Below are 23737 nucleotides of genomic sequence, written 5' to 3' on the forward strand. Positions count from 1 at the left end.
AATTCAAGAACAGTATTTTTCATAAAACAATTACCAGAATGGTAGAAGCTAAACCAGTTTATCAAAATCAAATTAAATAGAACCTAAGCGTATAACTCAATTAATTTAATAACTGAATAAATGGCAGGACAAATAAACGAATTAGACAATTATTTAGACAACCACTACATTCATAGAAGCAATTGGTTAAGAGCAGCAGTGCTTGGAGCCAACGATGGTATTTTATCTACAGCCAGTCTTGCAATAGGTGTTGCAGCTGCAAGTGCTACAAGAGAGCCTATTATTTTAGCAACCTTGGCAGGACTTGTTGCTGGTGCTTTATCAATGGCTGCTGGAGAATATGTTTCTGTAAGTTCACAGACAGATGTAGAAAAAGCAGACATTGAACGTGAAAAGCAAGAATTAAATGAAATGCCAGAAATCGAATTACAGCGATTAGCAGATATCTATGTAAAAAGAGGGCTAAAAAAAACAACTGCATTAACTGTTGCTCAAGAATTAACAGAGCATGATGCTTTAGGTGCACATATCAGAGACGAATTAGGTATTAATGAGATTAGTTAAGCCAAACCTATTCAAGCGGCTTTTGCATCTGGAGCAGCATTTACTATAGGAGGACTGCTTCCGTTTTTAGTAACTCTCTTTCTGCCTTTAAATAATATGGAGTATTCTATTTACGGTTTTGCACTTTTTTTCCTTATCGTTTTAGGAGCTTTAGCTGCAAAAACAGGTGGTTCAAGTATTATAAAAGCTATTATACGTATCACATTTTGGGGAACTGTCGCAATGGGTCTAACAGCATTAGTTGGATATCTATTTGGAGTAAATCTTTAAACAAAACATAAAACTATGAACGACGCACATTTACATTTAGCAGTAAATCATCTTCCTATTGTGGGAGTATTAATTGGATTTTTAGTACTGTTAACAGGTTTTATTATGAAAAACCAACAAATAAAAAACACTGCATTAGGCATTTTTATATTTGGTGCTTTAACAGCGGTAGTAGCTTTTTTAACAGGAGAAGGTACTGAAGAAATCGTTGAGAATTTACCTGGAATTAGCGAGACATTAATTCATAAACACGAAGAGCACGCGGAGCTGTTTTTGACAATGCTGTTAATTTTAGGAGGAGTATCGATAACCACTTTGTTTTTGGAGTATAAAAAGTTGCCATTTTCAAAGTATGGCTTTGTTCTGATTTTACTGCTTTCCGTTACCTCAATAGGTATTTCTAAATATGTAGGAACAAGTGGTGGTGAAATCACTCATATCGAAATTAGAAGTGATGCAAATGTAATTCAGTTAGATTCTCATAATAAAGAAAATGACCACGATGACGATTGAAAATGTTTCTAAATTTTGTTCTGGTTTACTTACAAGTTCTAAATGCAAAGAGCTGCCATTTCACAATCTTGAGCATACAAAAGAAGTTGTTCAAAATGTAAAGTACTTATGTGCAGCAATGGATATCAATTCGCTAGAAACAGATTTGTTAATTATTGCAGCTTGGTTTCACGACACAGGATTTTCTAAAACATACAAAGACCACGAAGCCGAAAGTATCATAATTGCTAAAAAGTTTCTTTCCAGCTTAGGAATGGAAAGCGATAGCATTAACAGAATCTGTAATTGCATAAACGCTACTAGAATGCCACAAAGCCCTACAGATAGATTGTCCGAAATTCTCTGTGATGCAGATATATTCCATATAAGTACACCTCATTTCTTCTATAGAAAATTATTGCTTCGTAGAGAATGGGAGTTATTCTGTGATATTAAAACAACAAATAAAGAATGGCATTTATTGAATCTCAAATTTTTAAAAGAGCATCACTTTAGAAGTGATTATGGAAAGCAAACTTTAGAAATCGGCAAGCAGGAAAATCTTCATAAAGTTGAAAACATTTTAAACTATTTCAATGAATACTAATTTTCCATACGAGAAATTCAATTTTAATAATCAAGATTTATTATCTGGGTTAACAATAGCTGAATGCGATAGACTCACAGCTAATAAAGAATTACTGCATTTTAAAGCAGGTGAGCAAATATTTAAAGAAGGTATAGAGCCTAAAGGTCTTTACAGAGTGCTTTCTGGAAAAGTGAAGAAATATACAGCGACCAATTTTGGTACAGATCATATTTTTTATATCTGTAGAGAAAACGAATATCTTGGGTATCACGCTATTTTAAGTGAGGAAGAGTATCAAGACTCTGCAACTGCATTATTAGATTGTGAAGTAGTATTTATTCCTAAAAATGATTTTTTAAATGTGGTTAGCAAATCTCATTTATTATCGCAACGCTTGTTAAAGAATTTAAGCCACGAATTTGGAGTTTTTCTAAATGCAACTAAAATATTAGCGCGTTATACAGTTAGAGAGCGTACTGCAATAAATTTATTGATTTTACAAAGAAAATTCAGCATTAATGAATGTTTGACAGAAATTGAAATGAACAGAGATGACCTTGCAAGTATGGTGGGTACTGCTAAAGAGTCCTTGGTACGAATGTTGAAAGATTTTAAAGAAGAAAAGCTTATTTCTACTAAGGGTAGAATCATTTTTATTGAAGACCTTGAAGGGCTTGTAAAAGCAAGTAATTATAAATAAAATTGATAAATATCAATGTAAGAATAAATAGCTCTTAACGTTAAACTAAATATCTTTACAAATTATAAATTTTTATGAAAAAAAACATCTTTACATTACTTGTGTTACTATTAACTATTAGCGGAGTAACCGCTCAAGAATGGCATACAGATTTTGCAAAAGCAAAGAAAACAGCAACCGCAGAAAATAAACCTATAATTCTTGTTTTTCAAGGATCAGACTGGTGTGCACCTTGTATAAAACTAGATCGTGAAATTTGGAGTACGGAAGCCTTTAAAAAGTATGCAAGTAAAAACTACGTGATGCTTCAAGCAGACTTCCCAAGAAAAAAGAAAAACGCATTGAGTGAATCTCAAACTACAGCAAATGCAAAATTGGCAGAGGCCTATAACAAAAATGGGATTTTTCCTTTCGTAGTTATACTTGACGCTAACGGAAAAGTATTAGGAGAAACGAGTTATAAAAAGACGACGCCAGAAGCGTACATTGAGGAACTAAACACTTTTACAAAGTAATTTGAAGAATCTAATCACTTTATCATTATTGTTCTTTTCAGTCGTCTGTATAGCGCAACAGCCATACAAACGCACACTCAAACTAATGGGTAGTCGTTTTGACATAACCGTAGTTGCAGAAAATGAAAGTATAGGAAATAAGTATATAGATACTGCTGTAGCCGAAATTACAAGAATAGAAAAACTGATTTCTTCTTGGGATGAACATTCTCAAACATCAGAAATAAATAGAAATGCTGGTATCAAAGCTGTAAAAGTAGATTCAGAATTATTTCAACTTATTGAAAGAGCCATAGGTATTTCTAAATTAACTGACGGCGCTTTCGATATTAGCTATGCGTCGATGGATCGTATTTGGAAGTTCGACGGTACTATGACAGAGATGCCTTCCGAAGAAAAGATAAAGGAATCTATTGCTAAAGTTGGCTTTAAGAACATCATCTTAGATAAAGAAAATAGTACAGTCTTTCTCAAGTTAGAAGGAATGAGAATAGGCTTTGGAGCTATCGGAAAAGGATATGCGGCAGACAAAGCTAAGTCTTTGTTAATCTCTAAAGGAGTATCATCTGGCATCATAAACGCCTCTGGAGATATGAACACTTGGGGAAGGCAACCCAGCGGAAAAGAATGGAAAGTAGCCATCACAAATCCAATGGATAAGAATAAGGTATTTGCACTTTTGCCTATTAGCAATGGCGCTGTTGTAACTTCTGGTAATTACGAGAAGTTTGTAAAATTTAATGGCACACGCTACTCGCACATTATAGATCCAAGAACAGGATATCCATCCAGTGGAATTATTAGTGCTACTGTCTTTGCGCCTAAAGCAGAACTTGCCGATGCACTCGCTACGTCTGTTTTTGTAATGGGTAAAGATGTAGGATTGAGTAGAATAAATCAGATGAAGAAGATAGAATGTATCATTATTGATGATAAAGGAAACATCTTCAAATCAGACAATATAGAAATAGATAAGATATGATTAGAAAGTTTGTCATTGCTGCATTAATAGCTACTTGTTTTAGTAGCTGTGTAGTCGTAAAAGAATACGAAAAAGTAAATATCAATGATCCAGATATGGCTTTGTCTGAAAAGAAGTGTGATCGTAACGTAACCACGGCACATTCTTATCGTGAGGCTGCTGTAGGTGCAAACGGAGGGAAAACTGGAGGAGGCTGCGGCTGTAATTAACTGAAATCCTTTTTTAAGAAGCAATCGGCACTTAAAAATGTGAATTGAAGTTATTCCGCTGTATAGCGGAATCTAATTAATAAAACAGAACAATTTGAAAAAATTAATTTTAGTAATGTGTGTATTCGCTTTCGCGAAAGTGTACTCACAAACAGCACAAGACTCGACTAAAGTCTATAAAAAAAGAGTACTTGAATCTGTAGAAGTAGATTTCTTATCAAGTTACTACACGCAAGATGGAGATAATGCTGCCGTAAGTGGCGGTATTGGTACTGAGGAGTTGACAGACGTTACAGGCACATTTGTGGTTTCCATTCCATTAAATGATGATGACGTATTAACAATTGATGCAGGAGTTTCTGCATACACTTCTGCTTCTTCAAGTAATGTTGGGCCTTTTGACGGTGGTGGAGACGCTGATCCTTTTCAAGCTTCATCAGGTGCGTCAAGCAGCGATTTATGGGCAAACCTAACAGGAAGTTACAGTCACAGCTCAGACGACAGAAATGATATCTGGTCAGCCAAACTATCAGTGTCATCAGAATATGATTATTTTTCTGTTGGCGTAGGTGGTAGTTATACTAAGCTCTTCAATGAGAAAAACACCGAAGTAAGCGTTAATGGTAATGTGTATATAGATACCTGGAATGCTATCTACCCTACAGAGTTAAGGCCTTTTGGCGAAGGAGGAAATGGTTTAAGTAACAGATTATTTACTCAAAACACCATTACTGGAAATACAAATTACGCACCAATTTTTACTGAGTTTGCAGATGAAGGGCGTAATTCATATTCTCTAGGTTTTGGATTCTCTCAAATTCTTCACAAGAATGTTCAAGGGTCTTTAGCACTTGATTTTGTTCAGCAGCAAGGTTTATTGTCAACACCATTCCAGCGAGTATATTTTGGAGATATTGCAGACTCTTTTATTGAGAATTTTCAACTAGCAGATGCTATTGAACGTTTGCCAGATAGCAGATTTAAAGTAGCTGCAGGTGGTCGCTTAAACTGGTATCTTAATGAAAACTTTACAGTACGTACTTTTTACCGCTATTATTATGATGACTGGGGAATTACATCGCATACGGCAAGTATTGAAGTGCCTATCAAAATCACAGATAAGTTTACGATTTATCCTTCGTACCGATTCTATAACCAAACCGCAGCAGATTACTTTAGGCCTTATGAAGGTGCTTTGTCAACAGATGAGTTTTACACCTCAGATTATGACTTATCTGAGTACAGTGCAAATCAATTTGGCTTTGGAGTTTCTTACACAGATATTTTTGCAAAAGCGCATATCTGGAAACTGGGCTTAAAAAGTATAGACCTTAAATTCTATCAGTACGATAGAGATACAACGTTTAGCTCTAGCATCATTACTGCTGGATTTAAATTTGTGATGGACTAATTCAAAACCTCTTATCAAACTAATCTTGTTCTACTATAACAGTAGAACAAGACTTTTACAGACTAATATGAAAAATTTAATTGTAGCTTTAGTCCTTTTTTTGAGCGGAATAAGTTCGGCTCAACAAGGCGTTATAGATCCTGTAACCTGGGAATCTAATATTACTAAAATTTCAGACACCGAGTACGATGTTATACTCACAGGATCAATTGATGAAGAGTGGCACGTTTTTTCTCAATTTACAAGTGAAGATGGCTCATTACCATCTGTTCTTAGCTTTGAGCAATCAGAAGGCAACTATGAGCTACTGGGCATAGCAAAAGAGAGTGAAACTGTAAAAGCATACAATGATATTTTTGAAGTAGAAGAAACTTATTTTCTTAAAAAAGTTGAGTTTACCCAGCGAATTAAAGTTTTAATTCAAGACTTAAAACAGCTCACTATAAATTTAGAGTATCAGGTTTGTAAGGAAGTTTGCATTAATAAAGAAGAGCAGTTTGTAATCAATCTAGATGGTAGTAAAGCAACGCTTGACAATGTGGTTTTAGATGAAAAAAGCAAAACACTTTCTAATAGCTTATTACTCGATTTAAAACATAAAGAACGCTTATTATCAGACTCAGAAGAGCTTACCTCAGACGGGAATTTATGGAAGATTTTTGTTCTTGGTTTCTTAGGAGGTCTTGTTGCGTTACTTACACCTTGTGTATTCCCGATGATACCACTTACCGTTTCTTTCTTTACAAAACAGTCAGGGAATAAAGCAAAAGGGATTAGAAACGCAATTCTATATGGAGCCTTTATTGTTATTATTTACGTAGCGCTTAGTATTCCGTTCCACTTTTTAGACTCTGTAGACCCAGAGATTTTAAATACCATTTCAACTAATATTTGGTTGAATGTTATCTTCTTTGTGATTTTTATATTCTTCGCTTTTTCATTCTTTGGCTATTATGAGTTAACACTGCCTAATTCTTGGTCTAATAAGATGGATTCTGCTTCTAGTACTGGAGGGCTTATCGGTATATTTTTTATGGCCGTTACATTGGCACTAGTTTCATTTTCTTGTACTGGTCCTATATTAGGTTCTTTGTTAGCAGGATCGCTTACAAGTGATGGAGGCGCATTTCAATTAACAGCAGGAATGACAGGATTTGGAGTAGCACTTGCACTGCCTTTTGCTTTATTTGCGCTCTTTCCTAATCTTTTAAAATCCCTGCCAAAGTCAGGTGGATGGCTAACAACTGTAAAGGTGTTATTAGGTTTCGTAGAGCTTGCATTAGCATTTAAATTTTTATCAAACGCAGATTTAGTGGCGCATTGGGGATTATTAAAACGAGAGGTTTTTATTGGTATCTGGATGCTTATATTCTTGCTAATGGCTTTATACTTTTTTGGAGTCATAAGATTCCCTCACGATGGTAAAAAGAAGTTTAGTTTCCCAAAAGTTTCGTTTGCTGTTTTAGTGGTAGCCTTTGTTATTTATCTTGGTACAGGACTTACTAAAAATTCACATCTTAAATTATTAGCAGGCTTTCCACCACCGACCTTTTACAGCCTTTACGAGCAAGAATCAGATTGTCCGTTAGGATTAGACTGTTTTAAAGATTTTGATGAAGGTATCGCTTTCGCCAAAGCAAACAACAAACCCATATTATTAGACTTTACTGGTTGGGCTTGTGTAAACTGTCGAAAGATGGAAGAAAATGTGTGGAGTGATCCAAAAGTATATCAGGTTTTAAAAGATGAATACGTACTTATATCCTTGTACATAGATGATAGGAAAGAATTGCCAAAAGAAGCTCAATTTAAAATGAAGCTCAATGAAAATCATTTAAAAGATATAGAAACCATTGGAGACAAATGGTCAACGTTTCAATACCTAAATTTTCAAACAGCATCGCAACCTTACTATGTTACAATGACCTCTGACTTAGAAATTTTAAACGAAGCGAAACAGTATTCAGGTGTGGACGAATATTATGAGTGGTTGGCTAAAAGTTTAGAAACGAAAGGAAATTAGATTTTAAGACTTACTTTCATACTAGTTGATTGTGAGATAATTAGATTTATATCATCTGTCAAAAAGTTTGAACTCTGTCCTTCCGAGGTCACAATTTTATTTAAAGCTCTTTAAACTAACTGTTTAAAGAGCTTTTTTATTTTACCTAAAATTCATCAAAGAAAGACAATTTATTGATTACCAAATAAATAGAGGTTTGAACTATTAAGAGATTGTTTAGAGGATAAAGATCAATTACGAAAAACAATGTTAAGTTAAAGACAGCTTCAATGTTAAATAAATTTTTAACTTTGTATAAAATGAAACAACTTATCCACAAATTAATGGCAGTTTTTATGGCAGCCGTAGTTCTTATGACTACGATGTCCTTTACTGTGGATATGCATTATTGTGGAGATACACTTGTGGATTTTTCTTTTGTTCGACAAGTAGAAACTTGCGGAATGGAAAAAGAGCAAGTAACTACTTCTTGCGAAAAACCGATGGTATCGCAAAAATCTTGCTGTTCTGATGAACAAATGGTGAAGCAAGGTCAAGATGATTTAAAGACTTCATTTGATACACTCAGTTTCGAGCAGCAAACGTTCATCGCTGCCTTTACTTATTCTTATATTAAACTTTTTGAAGGAACAGCATCTACAGATGTTTCTTATAAAGATTATCCACCGCCCTTTGTCAAACGGGACGTGCAAGTATTGCACCAGACCTTTTTAATTTGATTTATTAGATTTTGAAAAATAGCCCAACAGTTATTCTGTAGTGGGCTAAATCTCGTGTACAGTATTTTCTACTTAACACAATTTTAACTATCTAATAATCAAATCGTATGCTTAATAAGGCAATAAAATTTCTTATTGAAAACAAACTTGTATCTGTACTTCTTCTAACCCTTTTTGTAGGTTGGGGTGTTATAAACGCGCCATTTAGTTGGGACACTGGTTTTCTTCCTACTAACCCAGTAGCAGTAGATGCTATTCCTGACATTGGTGAGAACCAACAAATTGTTTTTACCAAGTGGCAAGGACGGTCTCCACAGGATATTGAAGATCAAATTACATATCCGCTTACCACTTCCCTTCTGGGTATTCCTGGGGTTAAAACCATACGTAGTTCTTCTATGTTTGGGTTTTCCAGCATCTATATCATTTTTGAAGAAGACATTGAGTTCTACTGGTCGCGTAGTCGCATACTCGAAAAGCTCAATTCACTTCCAGCAAATTTATTGCCTGATGGTGTCAACCCATCCTTGGGACCAGATGCTACTGGATTAGGACAGATTTTTTGGTACACACTCGAAGGTCGTGACCAAGACGGAAATGTGACTGGCGGTTGGGATTTACAAGAGCTACGTAGCATACAAGACTACTATGTAAAGTATGGATTATCATCTGCAAGTGGTGTTTCTGAAGTGGCATCTATTGGTGGTTACGTTCAGGAATATCAAGTAGATATTGACCCAGAAAAAATGCGTCAGTACAACATAAGTCTCTCCCAGATAGCAAAAGCCGTCAAGGAAAGTAACCAAGACATAGGCGCTCAAACTTTAGAAATTAATCAAGCCGAATATCTCGTGCGTGGTTTAGGTTACGTGAAATCGATAGCAGATATAGAAAATGCAGTCGTAGATTCAGAAAACTTTACTTCGATTCGTATTAAGGACGTTGCAAACGTTCATTTAGGTCCAGCAACAAGGCGTGGTATTCTTGATAAAGAAGGTGCCGAAGTTGTAGGTGGTGTTGTCGTAGCACGATACGGAGCAAACCCAATGGAAGTTATTAATAATGTAAAGGAGCAAATTGCAGAACTAAGTTCTGGTTTACCTACAAAAACACTTTCAGACGGTAGAATCTCTCAAGTTACCATTGTTCCATTTTACGACCGTACAGAACTTATTCAAGAGACTTTACACACCTTGAATGAGGCGCTAACCTTAGAAATTCTAATCACCATTTTGGTAATTATTATTATGGTTTTCAATTTAAGAGCATCCATTCTTATTTCAGGATTACTACCTGTTGCAGTTTTGATGGTATTTGTTACTATGAAACTGTTTAATGTAGACGCAAATATTGTAGCATTATCAGGTATTGCAATCGCAATTGGAACAATGGTAGATGTAGGCGTCATACTTGCCGAAAATATGATACGGCATCTGGACGATGAGAAATTGCGAATGCAAGAAGATGGCACTCCATCTACAATGAATGAGGTTATTTATAATGCTACTGCAGAAGTTTCAGGTGCGATTTTAACAGCTGTACTTACTACGATTATCAGTTTTGTTCCTGTATTTACAATGATAGGTGCAGAAGGTAAATTATTTCGCCCGCTAGCCTTTACCAAAACGATGGCACTTTCAGCATCGCTGGTTATTGCACTCTTTTTAATTCCGCCATTTGCAGCGTTCTTATTTAAGAAGTCTAGCATCCGAGAGCGTTCAAAATATGCTCTTAATGGCATACTAACCCTATTGGGAATCACAGCGATTGTCTATGGATATTGGCTAGGTCTTATTCTTATTGGTTTTGCCATTACTACTTTGTTGACTATGCGTGGTACGCTTTCGCGAAAGCGTGCAAACCTTATTAATATCATTATATCGGCAACAGCTATTGTCATACTTCTTGCTGAATACTGGCGACCATTAGGCTTTGATCGCAGTATCATACTCAACTTGATATTTGTATCTATTATCTGTTTTGGAATACTTGGTGTTTTCTCTGTTTTTAGAATGTATTATGATAGAATCCTACGCTGGGCATTAGCAAACAAACTATTGTTTTTAATTATTCCAGTTACGGTGTTGACGTTTGGATTCTTGATTATGCGTAGCACTGGTAAAGAATTTATGCCAGCACTCAATGAAGGTTCATTTTTATTAATGCCTACTTCTTTGCCACACGCAGGAGTTGAAGAAAATAAACGTGTCTTGCAACAACTGGATATGGCCGTGGCAAGTATTCCAGAAATTGAAACCGTAGTAGGTAAATCTGGAAGAACAGAATCCGCACTCGATCCAGCACCGCTCTCGATGTATGAGAATGTAATCCAATACAAATCTGAATTTATGCGTAACGCCCAAGGCGAACGCCAGCGCTATCAAATAAACGATGACGGACTTTTTGTGCTTAAAAATAATAAGTTCATCATAAACCCCAATAATGAAGTTGAGAATGATGCAGATTATGATAAAGCAAGTCTACAGACTTCTGCGCAGCGGGATGATTTAATTGAAGACGATGATGGCGAATATTACCGAAACTGGCGACCAAACATAAATAGTCCAGATGATATCTGGAATGAAATAGTTAAGGTCACTAAGTTTCCAGGAGTTACCTCTGCACCAAAATTGCAACCTATTGAGACACGACTCGTGATGCTTCAGACAGGAATGCGAGCACCAATGGGAATTAAGGTCAAAGGGCCTGATTTAAAAACAATAGAAAATTTTGGATTACAGCTTGAAGGTATTATAAAAAAAGCCGAAGGTGTTAAAGAGCAAGCTGTTTTTGCAGACCGTATCGTTGGGAAGCCCTATTTACTTATTGATATAAAGCGAGAACAACTCGCCAGATATGGTATTTCTGTAATGGATGTGCAGGAAGTTCTTAAAGTAGCCGTTGGCGGGATGCCTCTTACACAAACAGTAGAAGGTCGAGAGCGGTATGCGGTTAGAGTACGTTACCCAAGAGAGCTGCGTGCTAATCCTGATGATCTCAAAAAGATTTACGTACCAGTGGAAAAAGGTAGTCCAGTTCCATTAGGAGAATTGGTTGAGATACGTTATGAGCAAGGACCGCAAGTCATAAAAAGTGAAGACACGTTCTTAATCGGTTATGTGCTTTTTGATAAGCTGGACGGCTTTGCCGAAGTTGATGTCGTAGAAAATGCACAAGAATTAATTCAAGAAAACATCGATAGTGGAAAATTAATTGTTCCTGCAGGCATCAGCTATCGCTTTACGGGAACCTATGAAAATCAACTGCGAGCAGAAAAAACGCTTTCAGTAGTAGTGCCGCTTGCACTGGTCATCATCTTTTTAATTCTGTATTTCCAGTTTAAATCGGTTTCTACATCGCTTATGGTTTTTACGGGAATCACAGTGGCATTTGCAGGTGGTTTTATAATGATTTGGTTATATGGGCAAGATTGGTTTTTCAATTTTAATCTCTTTGGCGAGAATATGCGAGATCTCTTTAATATGAAAACCATCAATTTAAGTGTAGCCGTTTGGGTAGGTTTTATAGCCCTTTTTGGCATCGCAACAGATGATGGAGTTGTAATGGCTACTTATCTCACGCAAACTTTTGATCTAGAGAACCCTACAGACGTTAAAGGAGTTAGACAAGCGGCTCTTGAGGCTGCAGGTAAACGTATTCGTCCTTGTTTAATGACAACGGTAACGACTATACTGGCATTACTTCCAGTATTAACATCTACAGGAAAAGGAAGCGATATAATGATACCTATGGCGATCCCAATTTTTGGCGGAATGGTCATAGACATCACGTCCTATTTTATTGTTCCTGTACTATATAGCTGGAAAAAAGAATACCAACTTAAAAGAGCAAATAAATGAAAAATACACTAATAATTCTTTGTCTTTTGTTTGTTTCCGCTTTCGCGAAAGCGCAACAATTACAATCTTACATAGACGAGGCACAATCTAATAATTCAGAAATTCAAGCTTTTGAACTGCGCTATAATAGAGCCGAAGAAAAAGTAAATGAGGCAGACTGGATTCCTAATACAGAAATAAGTGCAGGCTATTTTGTGAGCACACCAGAAACCAGAACAGGAGCGCAGCGAGCGCGCATCGGTGTAAAACAAATGTTACCTTGGTTTGGAACCATTACAGCTCGTGAAAATTATGCATCCTCAATGGCAGATGCTGAGTATGTGGAAATCACCATAGCAAAAAGAAAGTTAGCGCTATCTGTTTCACAATCGTATTACAGGCTGTATGCCATTAGAGCAAAACAAGAAGTACTTGAAGAGAATATTCAACTTTTAAATACCTACGAGCAGTTAGCCTTAACATCTGTTGAAGTGGGAAAAGCCAGTGCAGTTGATGTATTGCGTTTACAGATTCGACAGAATGAAATGCAACAGAAGAAAGAAGTACTTGAAGAAGAGTTCAAAGCAGAACAATCCGTATTTAATAATTTATTGAATAAGGATAAAAATGCAGTAGTTACTATCTCTACAGAGATGAATATTCCAGAAATAGACCCAATCAATACTTTAGACGATTTAGCATTAAACCCTGAATTACTCAAGTACGATAAACTTTACGAATCTGTAGCACAATCAGAGTTACTAAATCAACGTGAGGCTTTACCTATGATAGGTTTTGGTGTGGATTATTTACCTGTAAGTGAGCGTACAGATATATTTCCTTCGGATAATGGGAAAGATATTTTAATGCCGATGGTTTCGGTATCCATTCCCATTTTTAATAATCGTTACAAATCTATTTCCAAACAAAATGAACTGCGACAGCAGGAAATCAACCTGCAAAAGGATGAGCGATTGAATGTGTTAGAATCCGCTTTCGCGAAAGCGCAATCGCAACGTAATCAATCCAGAATAGCATACAATACACAAGCTAAAAATTTAAAGCAAGCTAAAGATGCTGAGCAAATTCTTATTAAAAACTATGAAACAGGCACTATCGATTTTAACGATGTACTGGATATACAGGAGCTTCAACTCAAATTTGAGTTGAATCAGGTGGAATCCATACAAATGTATTACATACAATCTGCACTGATTAATTACCTAATTAATTAACCGATGGAAAAGAAAATATTCATAAAAAATATGGTGTGTAATCGCTGTATTAAAGCAATTCAGAGGGATGTTGAAATATTAGGCATTCAATTAAAGCATATTCAATTAGGCTCTATAATCTATGAAGAGAGATCTAAAGATGATTTTAATAATATAAAAACGATTTTAGAAAATAATGGTTTTGAAATTCTACTTGCTCAAGACCAGCAACTAGTAGAACAAATTAAAATTGAACTCATCAAGTTACTGCAAAAACTGCCTTTGCAATTGGAAAAAACTCTCTCTAAATATTTAGAAAGCACGATGAGTATCGAGTACTCAAAAATCAGTAAGATTTTTTCATTTAATGAAAGTATAACTATAGAAAAATACTTTATCAAGTTAAAAATAGAAAAAGTAAAAGAATTGATACAATTACAAGAAAACAACTTTACAGAAATTTCACAACTACTTGATTATAGCAATGTCAATCATTTAAGTAGGCTATTTAAGAATGAAACTGGTATGAGTTTAACGGAATATAAGAATAGTCAAAAAAACATAAGAAACGCCTTAGACCAAATTAGGTAGATAAGAACCATAATTATGATACAATAAGCTTTAAATCAAAAGTAATTTCGTATCAACAAAATAAAAGCTAAAATGAAAACTAGAATGAAAACTAAAATAATATTGTTGTTTTTGGTTGGGTTAACTACAGGTGTTTATGCACAAGACACACAAGGAAATATAGATAACCTTCCAGTAAGAGAACACACTATTACCTTACGTGAGGCTACGGTAAATAAAGCAGGGAAAGACGTTATGGGAATGACCGTTAACGGAACAATTCCTGGTCCTACCTTAGAATTTACAGAAGGGGAATATGCGGTAATATATGTAAAAAATGAAATGAGTGTAGAAACCTCAGTGCATTGGCACGGACTTTTACTTCCAAACTTTTACGATGGTGTACCGTACTTAAACACACCACCTATAGAGCCAGGACATACACAGAAATACGAATTTCCTATCAAACAATCTGGAACCTATTGGTACCATTCCCATACAATGTTACAAGAACAAAGTGGTGTTTATGGGTCAATAGTAATTCAGCCTAAAGAAAAAGTGTTGGATTATGATAAGGAATTGGTGTTGGTATTATCTGATTGGACAAATGAAAAGCCGATGAACGTATTACGAAATTTAAAACGTGGGAATGAATGGTATGGTATTAAAAAAGGTACAGCTACACCACTTAACCAAGTAATTGCGCGTGGCGCTTTTGGAGCACAATTAGATTTTTGGAGGCAACGTATGGAAGGTGCAGATATAGCAGATGTATATTATCCTGCATTTTTAATTAATGGAGAAGAAAGCATTGACTATCCAGAATTTAAAGCTGGTGAAAAAATAAGACTGAGAATGATTAATGGAGGAGCTTCTACCTCTTTTTGGATGACTTTTGGTGGGGAAACGCCTGTACTGGTTTCTTCAGATGGATTAGATGTGGTTCCTGTCGAAAGAAATAAAACATTTATAGGAGTAGCAGAAACGTATGATTTTATTGTCACAGTTCCACAAGAGGGTAAGATGGAATTTAGAATTACTGCACAAGATGGTTCTGGTACAGCCTCTGCTTTTATAGGTAATGGTACAATTTTACCTGCAATGGATGTTGCGCGACCAGATAAAATAGCGATGATGCAGAAAATGGCTAAAATGGATATGAAAATGGGTGCACACGCCTTAAAATTTCAGCCAGGTAAGGATGAGCGTTTTGAGATGAAAGAGGAATACGGGATGCAGATGGATAAAATGGAAGGAATGAAAATGGATGGAGAGATGAAAATGGATCATTCTAAAATGGAAATGCCTAAAGACTCTATGCGAATGGATCATTCTAAAATGAAAGGTATGAAGATGGATCATTCAAAAATGTCTGGAATGGATATGAATAAGCCAAAAGATACTACAGAAATGGGTAAGATTGACCATTCTAATATGGCAGGAATGGATATGAAGAAAGACAAAACAATGTCTGGAATGAATATGAAGAAAGAGGATTCTATGCCAGGAATGAAGATGGAGGGAATGGATATGTTTTCCGAATACAATTACGATTATTTAAAGTCGCCAGAGAAAACAACCTACGACAAGAATGTTCCCGTTAAGGAAATATTACTAAATCTTACTGGTAATATGAATCGTTACATCTGGAGTATGAATGGTGTACCATTATCTGAGGCGGATAATATTAAAATAAATAATAAGGAAGTAACGCGCATTACATTCAATAACTTGACGATGATGCACCACCCAATGCACTTGCACGGTCACTTTTTTAGAGTAATTAATGAAAATGGAGAATACTCGCCATTAAAGCACACGGTAAATGTGCCACCAATGCAAAAAATGACCATAGAATTTTATGGAAATAATGGCGATGAGGCTGGAGACTGGTTTTTCCATTGCCACATTTTATATCATATGATGGGTGGTATGGCAAGAGTAGTGTCTTATGATACGCCACGAGACTCAAGAATGGATGAATTTCCAGCTTCTAAAATTATTGAAGAAACAGATAAATGGTATTCTTGGGGATTGGTAGATGTGGCGTCGCATACTACTGGTTTTAATTTGATGACCTCTAATATTAGAAATCAATTTAATGCCTCTTTTGAATATGGATGGAATGAAAATCTGGAAGGAGAATTTACGTATGAACGGTATCTACACGATTATTTAAGAGTTTTTGGTGGTGTTAATATTGAGAATTCAACACGTGATAGCTTAGATAAATTTAGTACCACAGCAGTTGTTGGAGTTAGATATTTAACACCTTATTTATTCAATTTAGATGTGCGCGTTGATAATAAATTAAGACCAAGAATTGGTGTAGGTCGCAGTATAATGATTTTCCCTAAGCTGTCTGTATTCGGCTACTATGAATACCAAATAGATTTAGGTTTCGTAGATGATTTACCAATGAACCAAGATTATCTGTCCGAAACAGTCTGGAGCGCAGGAGCTGAATATATGCTATCAAGAAATTTTTCTCTTATGGCGAGTTACGATAACCGTTTTGGAGCTGGCGGAGGATTATCAGTAAGATTTTAAATAATTTAATAACCTAAAATAAATAAAAATGAAAACAATTAAAAGAAGTATTGGAACAGTAGCCTTAGTCGCTACAATGATTTTAACCGTGTCTTGTAAAGATGCTAATAAGAATGAAGCACCTTCGTCTGCTAGCAATGAAGTAATCCAAGAAAATATGGATAGCTCAAAAAATATGGCAATGAATAATTCTCAAAACGCAATGGCAGAAGCTATTTTAAAAGATTATTTCAATCTTAAAGATGCGCTAGTAGGAGATGATAATGACAAGGCTAAGATGCTTGGTGGAACACTTGCTAAATCACTTGGCAATCTTGACAAGTCAACATATTCTGAAAGTCAACAAAAGGAATTAACAGACATCATTGAAGATGCAACAGAACACGCAGAGCATATTTCTGAGAGCGATATCAAACATCAACGTGAACATTTTAAAATTTTGAGCAAGGACATTACAGATATGGTTGCCATAACAGGAACAGCGACAAAGTTGTACGAGCAATTTTGCCCAATGTATGATGGCGGTACAGCTTGGTTAAGCACAAAAGAAGAAGTGAGAAACCCATATCACGGAAGCTCAATGTTGAAGTGTGGTAAAGTACAGCGAGAAATCAACTAAATGAAGGTTTTTAAGGCAATAGCTTGGATAGCGTTAATCTCATTCGTAGTTATACAATTCTTTCCAACGGATAGGAATGAAAGCTATACCACACCTACAACTGATTTTATGTTGGTAAACAAAGTACCGACTGAAATTGAGAACCAGCTCAAGGTGTCTTGCTATGATTGCCACAGTAATAATACTGTATATCCTTGGTATAGCAAAATTCAGCCAGCAGCTTGGTTTTTAAAAGACCATATTAAAGAAGGAAAAGCAGAATTGAATTTTAATGAGTGGAGCAATTATTCTGATAGAAGAAAGAAAAGTAAGTTACGGTCTATCATTAAACAGATAGAAAGTGGCGAGATGCCTATGGATAGTTACACGCTTATTCACAAGGATGCTATACTATCAGAAAACGATAAAAAGGTCGTCATAGATTTCATCACAAAATTGAAGGATAGTATAAAATAAAGCCCTGACTAGGAAAGGATGTTTTTTTAACATTGATTATGGAACTTTTCCTTTTCAGGCACAAATTAAAGTCCTATTAAGAGAAAGGAATATTTTTATTGGTTGGTTAGTAAACCCTTTCTCTTTTTTAGGCAAAAGAAATATTATGAAACAATGCTGTAAAACAGGAAATAATAATTCATCAAACGCACTTAGCAGACTGTTGAACTACATTCTATATGGAGTACTTCTCATCATCTTATCGGGTGCGCTTTTCTTGCAATTAAAATAATATACTATACTATGAAACACACCTATCATATTCAAGGAATGACCTGTAACGGTTGTCGAAATCACGTAGAGCAGACACTTTCTAAAGTGGAAGGTGTGTCTAATGTTTCGGTAAATTTAGAAAAGGAAGAAACCTCTATTGAAATGGAATCCCATATTCCTATCGAGACGTTTCAAGAAGCTTTAAAAAATGACGGCGGTTCGTACAGTATTCACAAACCAGGTGAGCATCATCATAAAGATGATTCTGCTTCCGCAAAAAAGGAGAAAACCAAAGAGATTCCCGCCTCCGCGGGAAGTAAAGGAACTGGCACCTTCTATTGCCCAATGCATTGTGAAGGCGACAAAACCTACAACATGCCAGGCGATTGTCCTGTCTGCGGAATGGATTTAGTCGAAGAACAAAATCTATCTGTAGTAACATCAGAACAATGGACGTGCCCAATGCACCCAGAAATCGTAAAAGATGAAGCTGGAGCTTGCCCTATTTGCGGAATGGATTTAGTACCGATGGAAGCAGATAGTTCAGCAGAAGAAAAGACCTATAAGAAGCTGTTGAAAAAATTCTGGATAGCTGTTGGGTTCACGTTACCCATTTTTATAATCGCAATGAGCGAGATGATTCCCAGCAATCCATTGTACGATGTAATGGAGCAAAAATGGTGGAACTGGATTCAGTTTGGGCTGTCAATTCCTGTGGTGTTTTATGCCACTTGGATGTTCTTTGAGCGTGCCTATCGAAGCATCAAAACTTGGAATCTCAATATGTTTACGTTAATAGGAATAGGTGCTGGTGTGGCGTGGCTATTTAGTGTTTTCGGAATGCTGTTTCCAGACTTTTTTCCTGAACAGTTTAAAACAGAATCAGGAGCTGTTCATGTTTATTTTGAGGCAGCAACCGTGATACTTACCTTAGTATTGATGGGTCAGGTATTAGAAGCGCGAGCGCATAGTAAAACAAACTCAGCAGTAAAGGAATTATTAAAGTTAGCTCCGAATAAAGCGGTGCGCGTAGTTGATGGTGATGAGGAAGAAGTTTCCATAGACCAAATTAAAAAAGGCGACATACTTCGAGTAAAACCAGGAGATAAAATACCTGTAGATGGCAAGATTACAGAAGGCGAAACTACTGTAGATGAATCGATGATTTCTGGAGAACCTATTCCAGTTAATAAAACTACAGATGATAAAGTAAGCAGTGGTACAATTAACGGTAATCAGTCTTTCTTGATGGAAGCTGAAAAAGTAGGAAGCGATACTTTGCTTTCTCAAATCATACATATGGTAAACGATGCCAGTCGCAGTCGCGCACCTATTCAGAAGTTGGCAGATACCGTTTCAGGATATTTTGTACCTGTAGTGGTCATAATTTCAATCATAACATTTGCAGTTTGGGCGATTTGGGGACCAGAACCAGCCTATGTGTTTGCCCTTGTAAATGCCATTGCGGTATTGATTATCGCCTGTCCGTGTGCATTAGGATTGGCTACGCCTATGTCCGTAACGGTTGGCGTTGGCAAAGGTGCTCAGAATGGCGTCTTAATTAAAAATGCTGAAGCACTCGAAAAAATGGATAAGGTAGATACTTTAATCGTAGATAAGACAGGTACGATTACCGAAGGAAAACCTACGGTAGAGAAAATGGGCTCGTTTTTAGACCGCTTTCGCGAAAGCGATATCACTCAACTTATAGCTTCATTAAATAGTTCTAGCGAACATCCACTTGCCGAGGCTACCGTTAAATATGGGAAAGAACAGAAAACTGAAATTTATAAAGTTGATGGTTTCAGCGCGGTAACTGGTAAAGGAGTTGAAGGAAGAGTTAATGGTAAAAAGCTGGATTTAGGAAATGACAAGATGATGGAATATGCAAAGGCAACGATTTCATCTGCTATGAAGGACGAGGCACAATCGTTTCAAAAACAAGGAAAGACCGTTTCATACCTAGCGGTTGATGGCGAGGTAGCTGGTTATGTGATTATAGGCGATAAAATAAAAGCGACTAGTGCAAAAGCCATTAAAGAACTTCAAGATAAAGGGATTGATGTCATTATGCTTACAGGCGATAATCACGACACCGCGCAAGCCGTAGCAAGTGAACTCAACCTATCCAACTTCAAAGCTGGAATGTTACCAGAGAACAAACTTGATGAAGTTAAAAAACTTCAAGAAAATGGACACGTAGTTGCGATGGCTGGCGATGGCATAAACGATGCCCCAGCACTTGCCAAAAGTGACGTAGGTATCGCAATGGGAACAGGAACAGATGTGGCTATTGAAAGCGCAATGATAACGCTGGTAAAAGGAGATTTACACGGTATTGTAAAAGCAAGAAACTTAAGTCATAAAGTAATGAGAAACATCAAGCAAAATTTATTTTTTGCATTGATATATAATACACTAGGTGTTCCTGTAGCCGCAGGAGTATTGTATCCCGTTTTCGGGATATTATTATCGCCTATGATTGCTGCATTAGCAATGAGCTTTAGCTCGGTTTCGGTAATTGCAAATGCTTTGAGATTAAAAACAAAATCAATTAATTAATCCAAAAAAAATGAAAAAAATCTTAGTAGTACTCAGTATTATCCTTTTTGCTTCCTGTAAACAAGAAGTTAAAGAGAACAAGGAAGAAGTGATGCAAGAAGTAGAAAAAGTTACTCAAACTGCAGAACCAGACAAGAAAAAACCATTAAGTCCTCACACAGAAACAATGGCAATGATAGGCGATGCACATATTCACATTGACTATTCTTCGCCCGGTGTTCGTGACCGTATGATTTTTGGTGGGTTATTAGCCTACGACGCCGTTTGGCAATCTGGAGCGCACAAAGCCACTTGGATAGAAACCAATAAAGATTTGATGATTAATGGCAAGGCGTTACCTAAAGGGAAATATGGATTTTTCACTATTCCTACTAAGGGAGATTGGACCGTTATTTTCAACAGTAATTGGGACCAACACGGTAAGGATGAATATGATGTTAAAGAAGATATTTTACGTTTTACAACCACTCCACAAATTTCAGAAACTATTCAAGAACAACTAGAATATACAGTAAATAAGGCTACAGATTCTTCAGGAACAATCTCAATGAGTTGGGAAAAAGTTACTATCGAATTTCCGTTTCAAATAATCAATAACTAACACATTATGAATTCAAAAGAACACAAAAACAACAAAGAAGGAATGAGCCAGTACACTAAGTTTTTCTTGATGCTAGGAGCGTCATTTATAGCAATGTACATTACAATGTATCTCAATACCTACGAGTTTGACCACGTGTGGTTTAGTCTTACACGATTTTATATGGTTTGTTTAGGTATAGCAACGATGGCTGTAATAATGTTACTTTTTATGCTTAATATGTACAAAAACAAGAAAAAAAATATTGCCATATTAGTAGGTAGCGCAGTATTATTTCTCGGTGCATTGGGATTAGTACGTGACCAGAAATCTACTGTGGGCGACGTGCTATGGATGAAGGGTATGATACCGCATCACTCCATCGCTATTTTGACAAGTGAACGTGCAGATATCAAAGACCCAGAGGTTAAAAAGCTGGCTGATGATATTATCAAAGCTCAAAAGAAAGAGATTGAAGAAATGAAAAGAATGATTAATCGTTTACAAAACGAAAATTAAAACGTATGAAAAAGAATATTCTATACATAGGGATTGCTTTAATCGTTGGTTTACTAGCAGGCTGGTTACTTTTTGGTGATTCTCAAACGTCAGCTACAAATGTAACTGCCGAAGCTCACAACCATTCAGAAGAGACTACAAACCAAATGTGGACGTGCTCGATGCATCCACAAATTATGCAACCAGAACCTGGCGATTGCCCTATATGTGGAATGGATTTAATTCCAGCAGAATCTAGTGCAGAAGGTCTAGCTTCAAACGAGATTAAGATGACCAAGAATGCAATGGCGTTAGCTAATATTCAAACAACAATTGTAGGTAATGGTGCAACTTCTGAAGATGATGGAATGATTTCACTTTCAGGAAAAATTGCCACCAATGATGAAAACAATGCTGTACAGACTAGTTATTTTGATGGAAGGATTGAAAAACTCAATATAAGCTATGAAGGTCAAAAAGTAAATCGTGGTCAATTACTGGCTACTATTTATGCGCCTAATCTAGTAGCGGCACAACAAGAGCTTTTAACTACGGCTGCTTTAAAAGAATCGCAACCTGCTTTGTATAAAGCTGTGCGAAACAAGTTGAAACTCTGGAAGCTTTCGGATAAACAAATCGAAGCAATCGAAACCTCTGGCAGAGTGCGTGAGAATTTCCCAATATACGCCACGGTTTCTGGAACCGTTGCTATGGTTATGGCAGCAGAAGGCGACTATGTCAAACAAGGGCAACCTATTTTAAGAGTAAGTAATCTTAACTCGGTATGGGCAGAGTTTGATGCTTACGAAAATCAAATATCACAATTTAAAAAAGGTCAGAAAATTAAAGTATCTACAAATGCGTATGCAAATAAAGAGTTTGATGCGACCGTTTCATTTATAGATCCCGTTTTAAATAATGTAACGAGAACGGTAACCGTAAGAGCAACATTGAATAACAAGGATGATTTATTTAAACCAGGTATGTTTGTCACTGGAAAAATCGAAGGAACTACTCAGACTACATCTTCTGGAACCGTAACTATTCCTGCGAGTGCTGTTCTTTGGACTGGAGAACGCTCATTAGTTTATATCAAGACCAATCCTAATGAACCGGTATTTGAAATGCGAGAAGTAACGCTTGGTAATAGATTTGGAGAGAATTATCAAGTTTCTTCTGGTCTAAAAGATGGCGATGAAATTGTAACCAACGGGACGTTTACGGTAGATGCTGCTGCACAATTGCAAGGAAAAAAATCAATGATGAATCAAGGAAAAGTTGTTGAAGAGATGGCAGAAATGAAGATAGAGCTATCGGCAACGTTTCAGAAAGAATTACTCCAAGCTATTCCTACTTATTTAGAGATGAAGGACGCTTTTGTAGCAAGTGATGCTGGTCAGGTTTCCGCTTTCGCGAAAGCGGCATTAAAAAAGTTTAAAGCGATTAAAACAGATGATTTAGGTAAAATGGAAAAATCACATTTTGAGCAGTCCCTCAAAATGCTAGATGCTATTTCAAGTAATGAAAATATAGAAAATCAAAGAGAACACTTTGTTATTTTAAATGAAAACCTAATTGCACTGGCTATGAATGCGGAGCAAGGTTCTAATACTCTGTACGTACAGAAATGTCCTATGGCTAATAATAATAATAAAGGAGCCATCTGGATGAGTTTAGAAAAAGATATACGTAATCCGTACTATGGAGATGCTATGCTTACTTGTGGAAGCGTGATTGAAGAAATCAAATAAAAACCTTTGCAATCCAGTTGCATCATAATTCTGTTATCTTTGTATTGTGAAAATTTTTACTCTCATATTCTCTTTATATCTGCTCGCGCTTAATTTTGTGCCTTGCAGTGATGCAAATGTTGACTCTTCTGAGGATAGTACGCAAATAGAATTTTCACAAATTGATACTGGAGATCACGACCACAATTTACTTGATACGTGTTCCCCTTTTTGTCATTGTCATTGCTGTCACGTTCACACGTTGGATTTTGGATTAAATATTTTAGACCTTTACCACCCAGCGGACTGTAAACTTTCTACTGTTTATTTAGACAGCATAGGTAAGGATATTTCCCTTTCCTTATTTCAACCACCACGGGCATAATTCAGTTT

20 protein-coding genes and 1 pseudogene are annotated in these 23737 nt (G+C 36.2%); all 21 read left to right on the forward strand.

Annotation, left to right across the window (positions count from 1 at the left end; translation table 11 throughout):
- Window positions 1-120 precede the first annotated feature (120 nt).
- The 21 genes and pseudogenes from Q0838_RS09730 to Q0838_RS14385 all read left to right on the forward strand — a co-directional run bounded on the left by Q0838_RS09730 (window position 121) and on the right by Q0838_RS14385 (window position 23729).
- Window positions 121-834 (forward strand): annotated as a pseudogene (locus Q0838_RS09730) (VIT family protein).
- Between the two features lie 15 nt (window positions 835-849).
- A complete protein-coding gene (locus Q0838_RS09735; protein ID WP_298954154.1) occupies window positions 850-1347 on the forward strand; it encodes a hypothetical protein in 498 nt (165 codons plus the stop codon).
- Window positions 1337-1933, forward strand: coding sequence for an HD domain-containing protein (locus Q0838_RS09740; RefSeq protein WP_298954156.1), 597 nt, complete (start codon window positions 1337-1339; stop codon window positions 1931-1933). The genes Q0838_RS09735 and Q0838_RS09740 overlap by 11 nt, the downstream gene beginning before the upstream one ends.
- The gene (locus Q0838_RS09745) at window positions 1923-2615 is read left to right on the forward strand and encodes a Crp/Fnr family transcriptional regulator (RefSeq protein ID WP_298954158.1); all 693 of its coding nucleotides are present in this window, start codon (window positions 1923-1925) and stop codon (window positions 2613-2615) included. Before Q0838_RS09740 ends, Q0838_RS09745 begins: the two co-directional genes overlap by 11 nt.
- A gap of 74 nt (window positions 2616-2689) precedes the next feature.
- Window positions 2690-3130, forward strand: coding sequence for a thioredoxin family protein (locus tag Q0838_RS09750; protein ID WP_298954160.1), 441 nt, complete (start codon window positions 2690-2692; stop codon window positions 3128-3130).
- 1 nt (window position 3131) lies between these two features.
- On the forward strand, window positions 3132-4112 hold the full coding sequence (locus Q0838_RS09755; RefSeq protein ID WP_298954166.1) for an FAD:protein FMN transferase: 981 nt from the start codon (window positions 3132-3134) through the stop codon (window positions 4110-4112).
- Window positions 4109-4321 (forward strand): DUF4266 domain-containing protein, encoded by a 213-nt coding sequence (locus Q0838_RS09760; RefSeq protein ID WP_298954169.1) that lies wholly within the window; start codon window positions 4109-4111, stop codon window positions 4319-4321. The genes Q0838_RS09755 and Q0838_RS09760 overlap by 4 nt, the downstream gene beginning before the upstream one ends.
- Before the next feature lie 115 nt (window positions 4322-4436).
- Complete coding sequence (locus Q0838_RS09765) at window positions 4437-5732, forward strand: DUF3570 domain-containing protein (RefSeq protein ID WP_298954283.1); 1296 nt, start codon at window positions 4437-4439, stop codon at window positions 5730-5732.
- A 67-nt stretch (window positions 5733-5799) separates the two neighbouring features.
- On the forward strand, window positions 5800-7755 hold the full coding sequence (locus Q0838_RS09770; RefSeq protein ID WP_298954172.1) for a cytochrome c biogenesis protein CcdA: 1956 nt from the start codon (window positions 5800-5802) through the stop codon (window positions 7753-7755).
- 299 nt (window positions 7756-8054) lie between these two features.
- Window positions 8055-8474 (forward strand): hypothetical protein, encoded by a 420-nt coding sequence (locus Q0838_RS09775; RefSeq protein WP_298954176.1) that lies wholly within the window; start codon window positions 8055-8057, stop codon window positions 8472-8474.
- 107 nt (window positions 8475-8581) lie between these two features.
- Window positions 8582-12334 carry an efflux RND transporter permease subunit gene (locus Q0838_RS09780; protein WP_298954179.1) on the forward strand — a complete coding sequence of 1251 codons (3753 nt, stop codon included), beginning with the start codon at window positions 8582-8584 and terminating at the stop codon, window positions 12332-12334.
- Entirely contained in the window at window positions 12331-13548 is a 1218-nt protein-coding gene (locus tag Q0838_RS09785) for a TolC family protein (RefSeq protein WP_298954184.1), read from the forward strand. Before Q0838_RS09780 ends, Q0838_RS09785 begins: the two co-directional genes overlap by 4 nt.
- A 3-nt stretch (window positions 13549-13551) precedes the next feature.
- Window positions 13552-14118 (forward strand): helix-turn-helix domain-containing protein, encoded by a 567-nt coding sequence (locus Q0838_RS09790; RefSeq protein ID WP_298954186.1) that lies wholly within the window; start codon window positions 13552-13554, stop codon window positions 14116-14118.
- A gap of 84 nt (window positions 14119-14202) precedes the next feature.
- Entirely contained in the window at window positions 14203-16647 is a 2445-nt protein-coding gene (locus tag Q0838_RS09795) for a multicopper oxidase domain-containing protein (protein WP_298954189.1), read from the forward strand.
- A 28-nt stretch (window positions 16648-16675) separates the two neighbouring features.
- A complete protein-coding gene (locus Q0838_RS09800; protein WP_298954191.1) occupies window positions 16676-17266 on the forward strand; it encodes a DUF3347 domain-containing protein in 591 nt (196 codons plus the stop codon).
- On the forward strand, window positions 17267-17722 hold the full coding sequence (locus tag Q0838_RS09805; protein WP_271855605.1) for a heme-binding domain-containing protein: 456 nt from the start codon (window positions 17267-17269) through the stop codon (window positions 17720-17722).
- A gap of 282 nt (window positions 17723-18004) precedes the next feature.
- Window positions 18005-20536 carry a heavy metal translocating P-type ATPase gene (locus Q0838_RS09810; RefSeq protein ID WP_298954200.1) on the forward strand — a complete coding sequence of 844 codons (2532 nt, stop codon included), beginning with the start codon at window positions 18005-18007 and terminating at the stop codon, window positions 20534-20536.
- A gap of 10 nt (window positions 20537-20546) precedes the next feature.
- A complete protein-coding gene (locus Q0838_RS09815; RefSeq protein WP_042293773.1) occupies window positions 20547-21137 on the forward strand; it encodes a DUF2911 domain-containing protein in 591 nt (196 codons plus the stop codon).
- Between the two features lie 6 nt (window positions 21138-21143).
- Window positions 21144-21635, forward strand: a complete 492-nt coding sequence (locus tag Q0838_RS09820) for a DUF305 domain-containing protein (RefSeq protein WP_042293774.1) — start codon at window positions 21144-21146, stop codon at window positions 21633-21635.
- Between the two features lie 5 nt (window positions 21636-21640).
- Window positions 21641-23365 carry an efflux RND transporter periplasmic adaptor subunit gene (locus Q0838_RS09825; RefSeq protein WP_298954211.1) on the forward strand — a complete coding sequence of 575 codons (1725 nt, stop codon included), beginning with the start codon at window positions 21641-21643 and terminating at the stop codon, window positions 23363-23365.
- Window positions 23366-23411: 46 nt separating this feature from the next.
- Window positions 23412-23729: a DUF6660 family protein gene (locus Q0838_RS14385; RefSeq protein ID WP_366942034.1), complete on the forward strand. Its 318-nt coding sequence runs from the start codon at window positions 23412-23414 to the stop codon at window positions 23727-23729.
- Window positions 23730-23737: the final 8 nt, after the last annotated feature.

Origin of the sequence: uncultured Nonlabens sp. (assembly GCF_947495285.1) — a bacterium.
Lineage (GTDB): Bacteria > Bacteroidota > Bacteroidia > Flavobacteriales > Flavobacteriaceae > Nonlabens.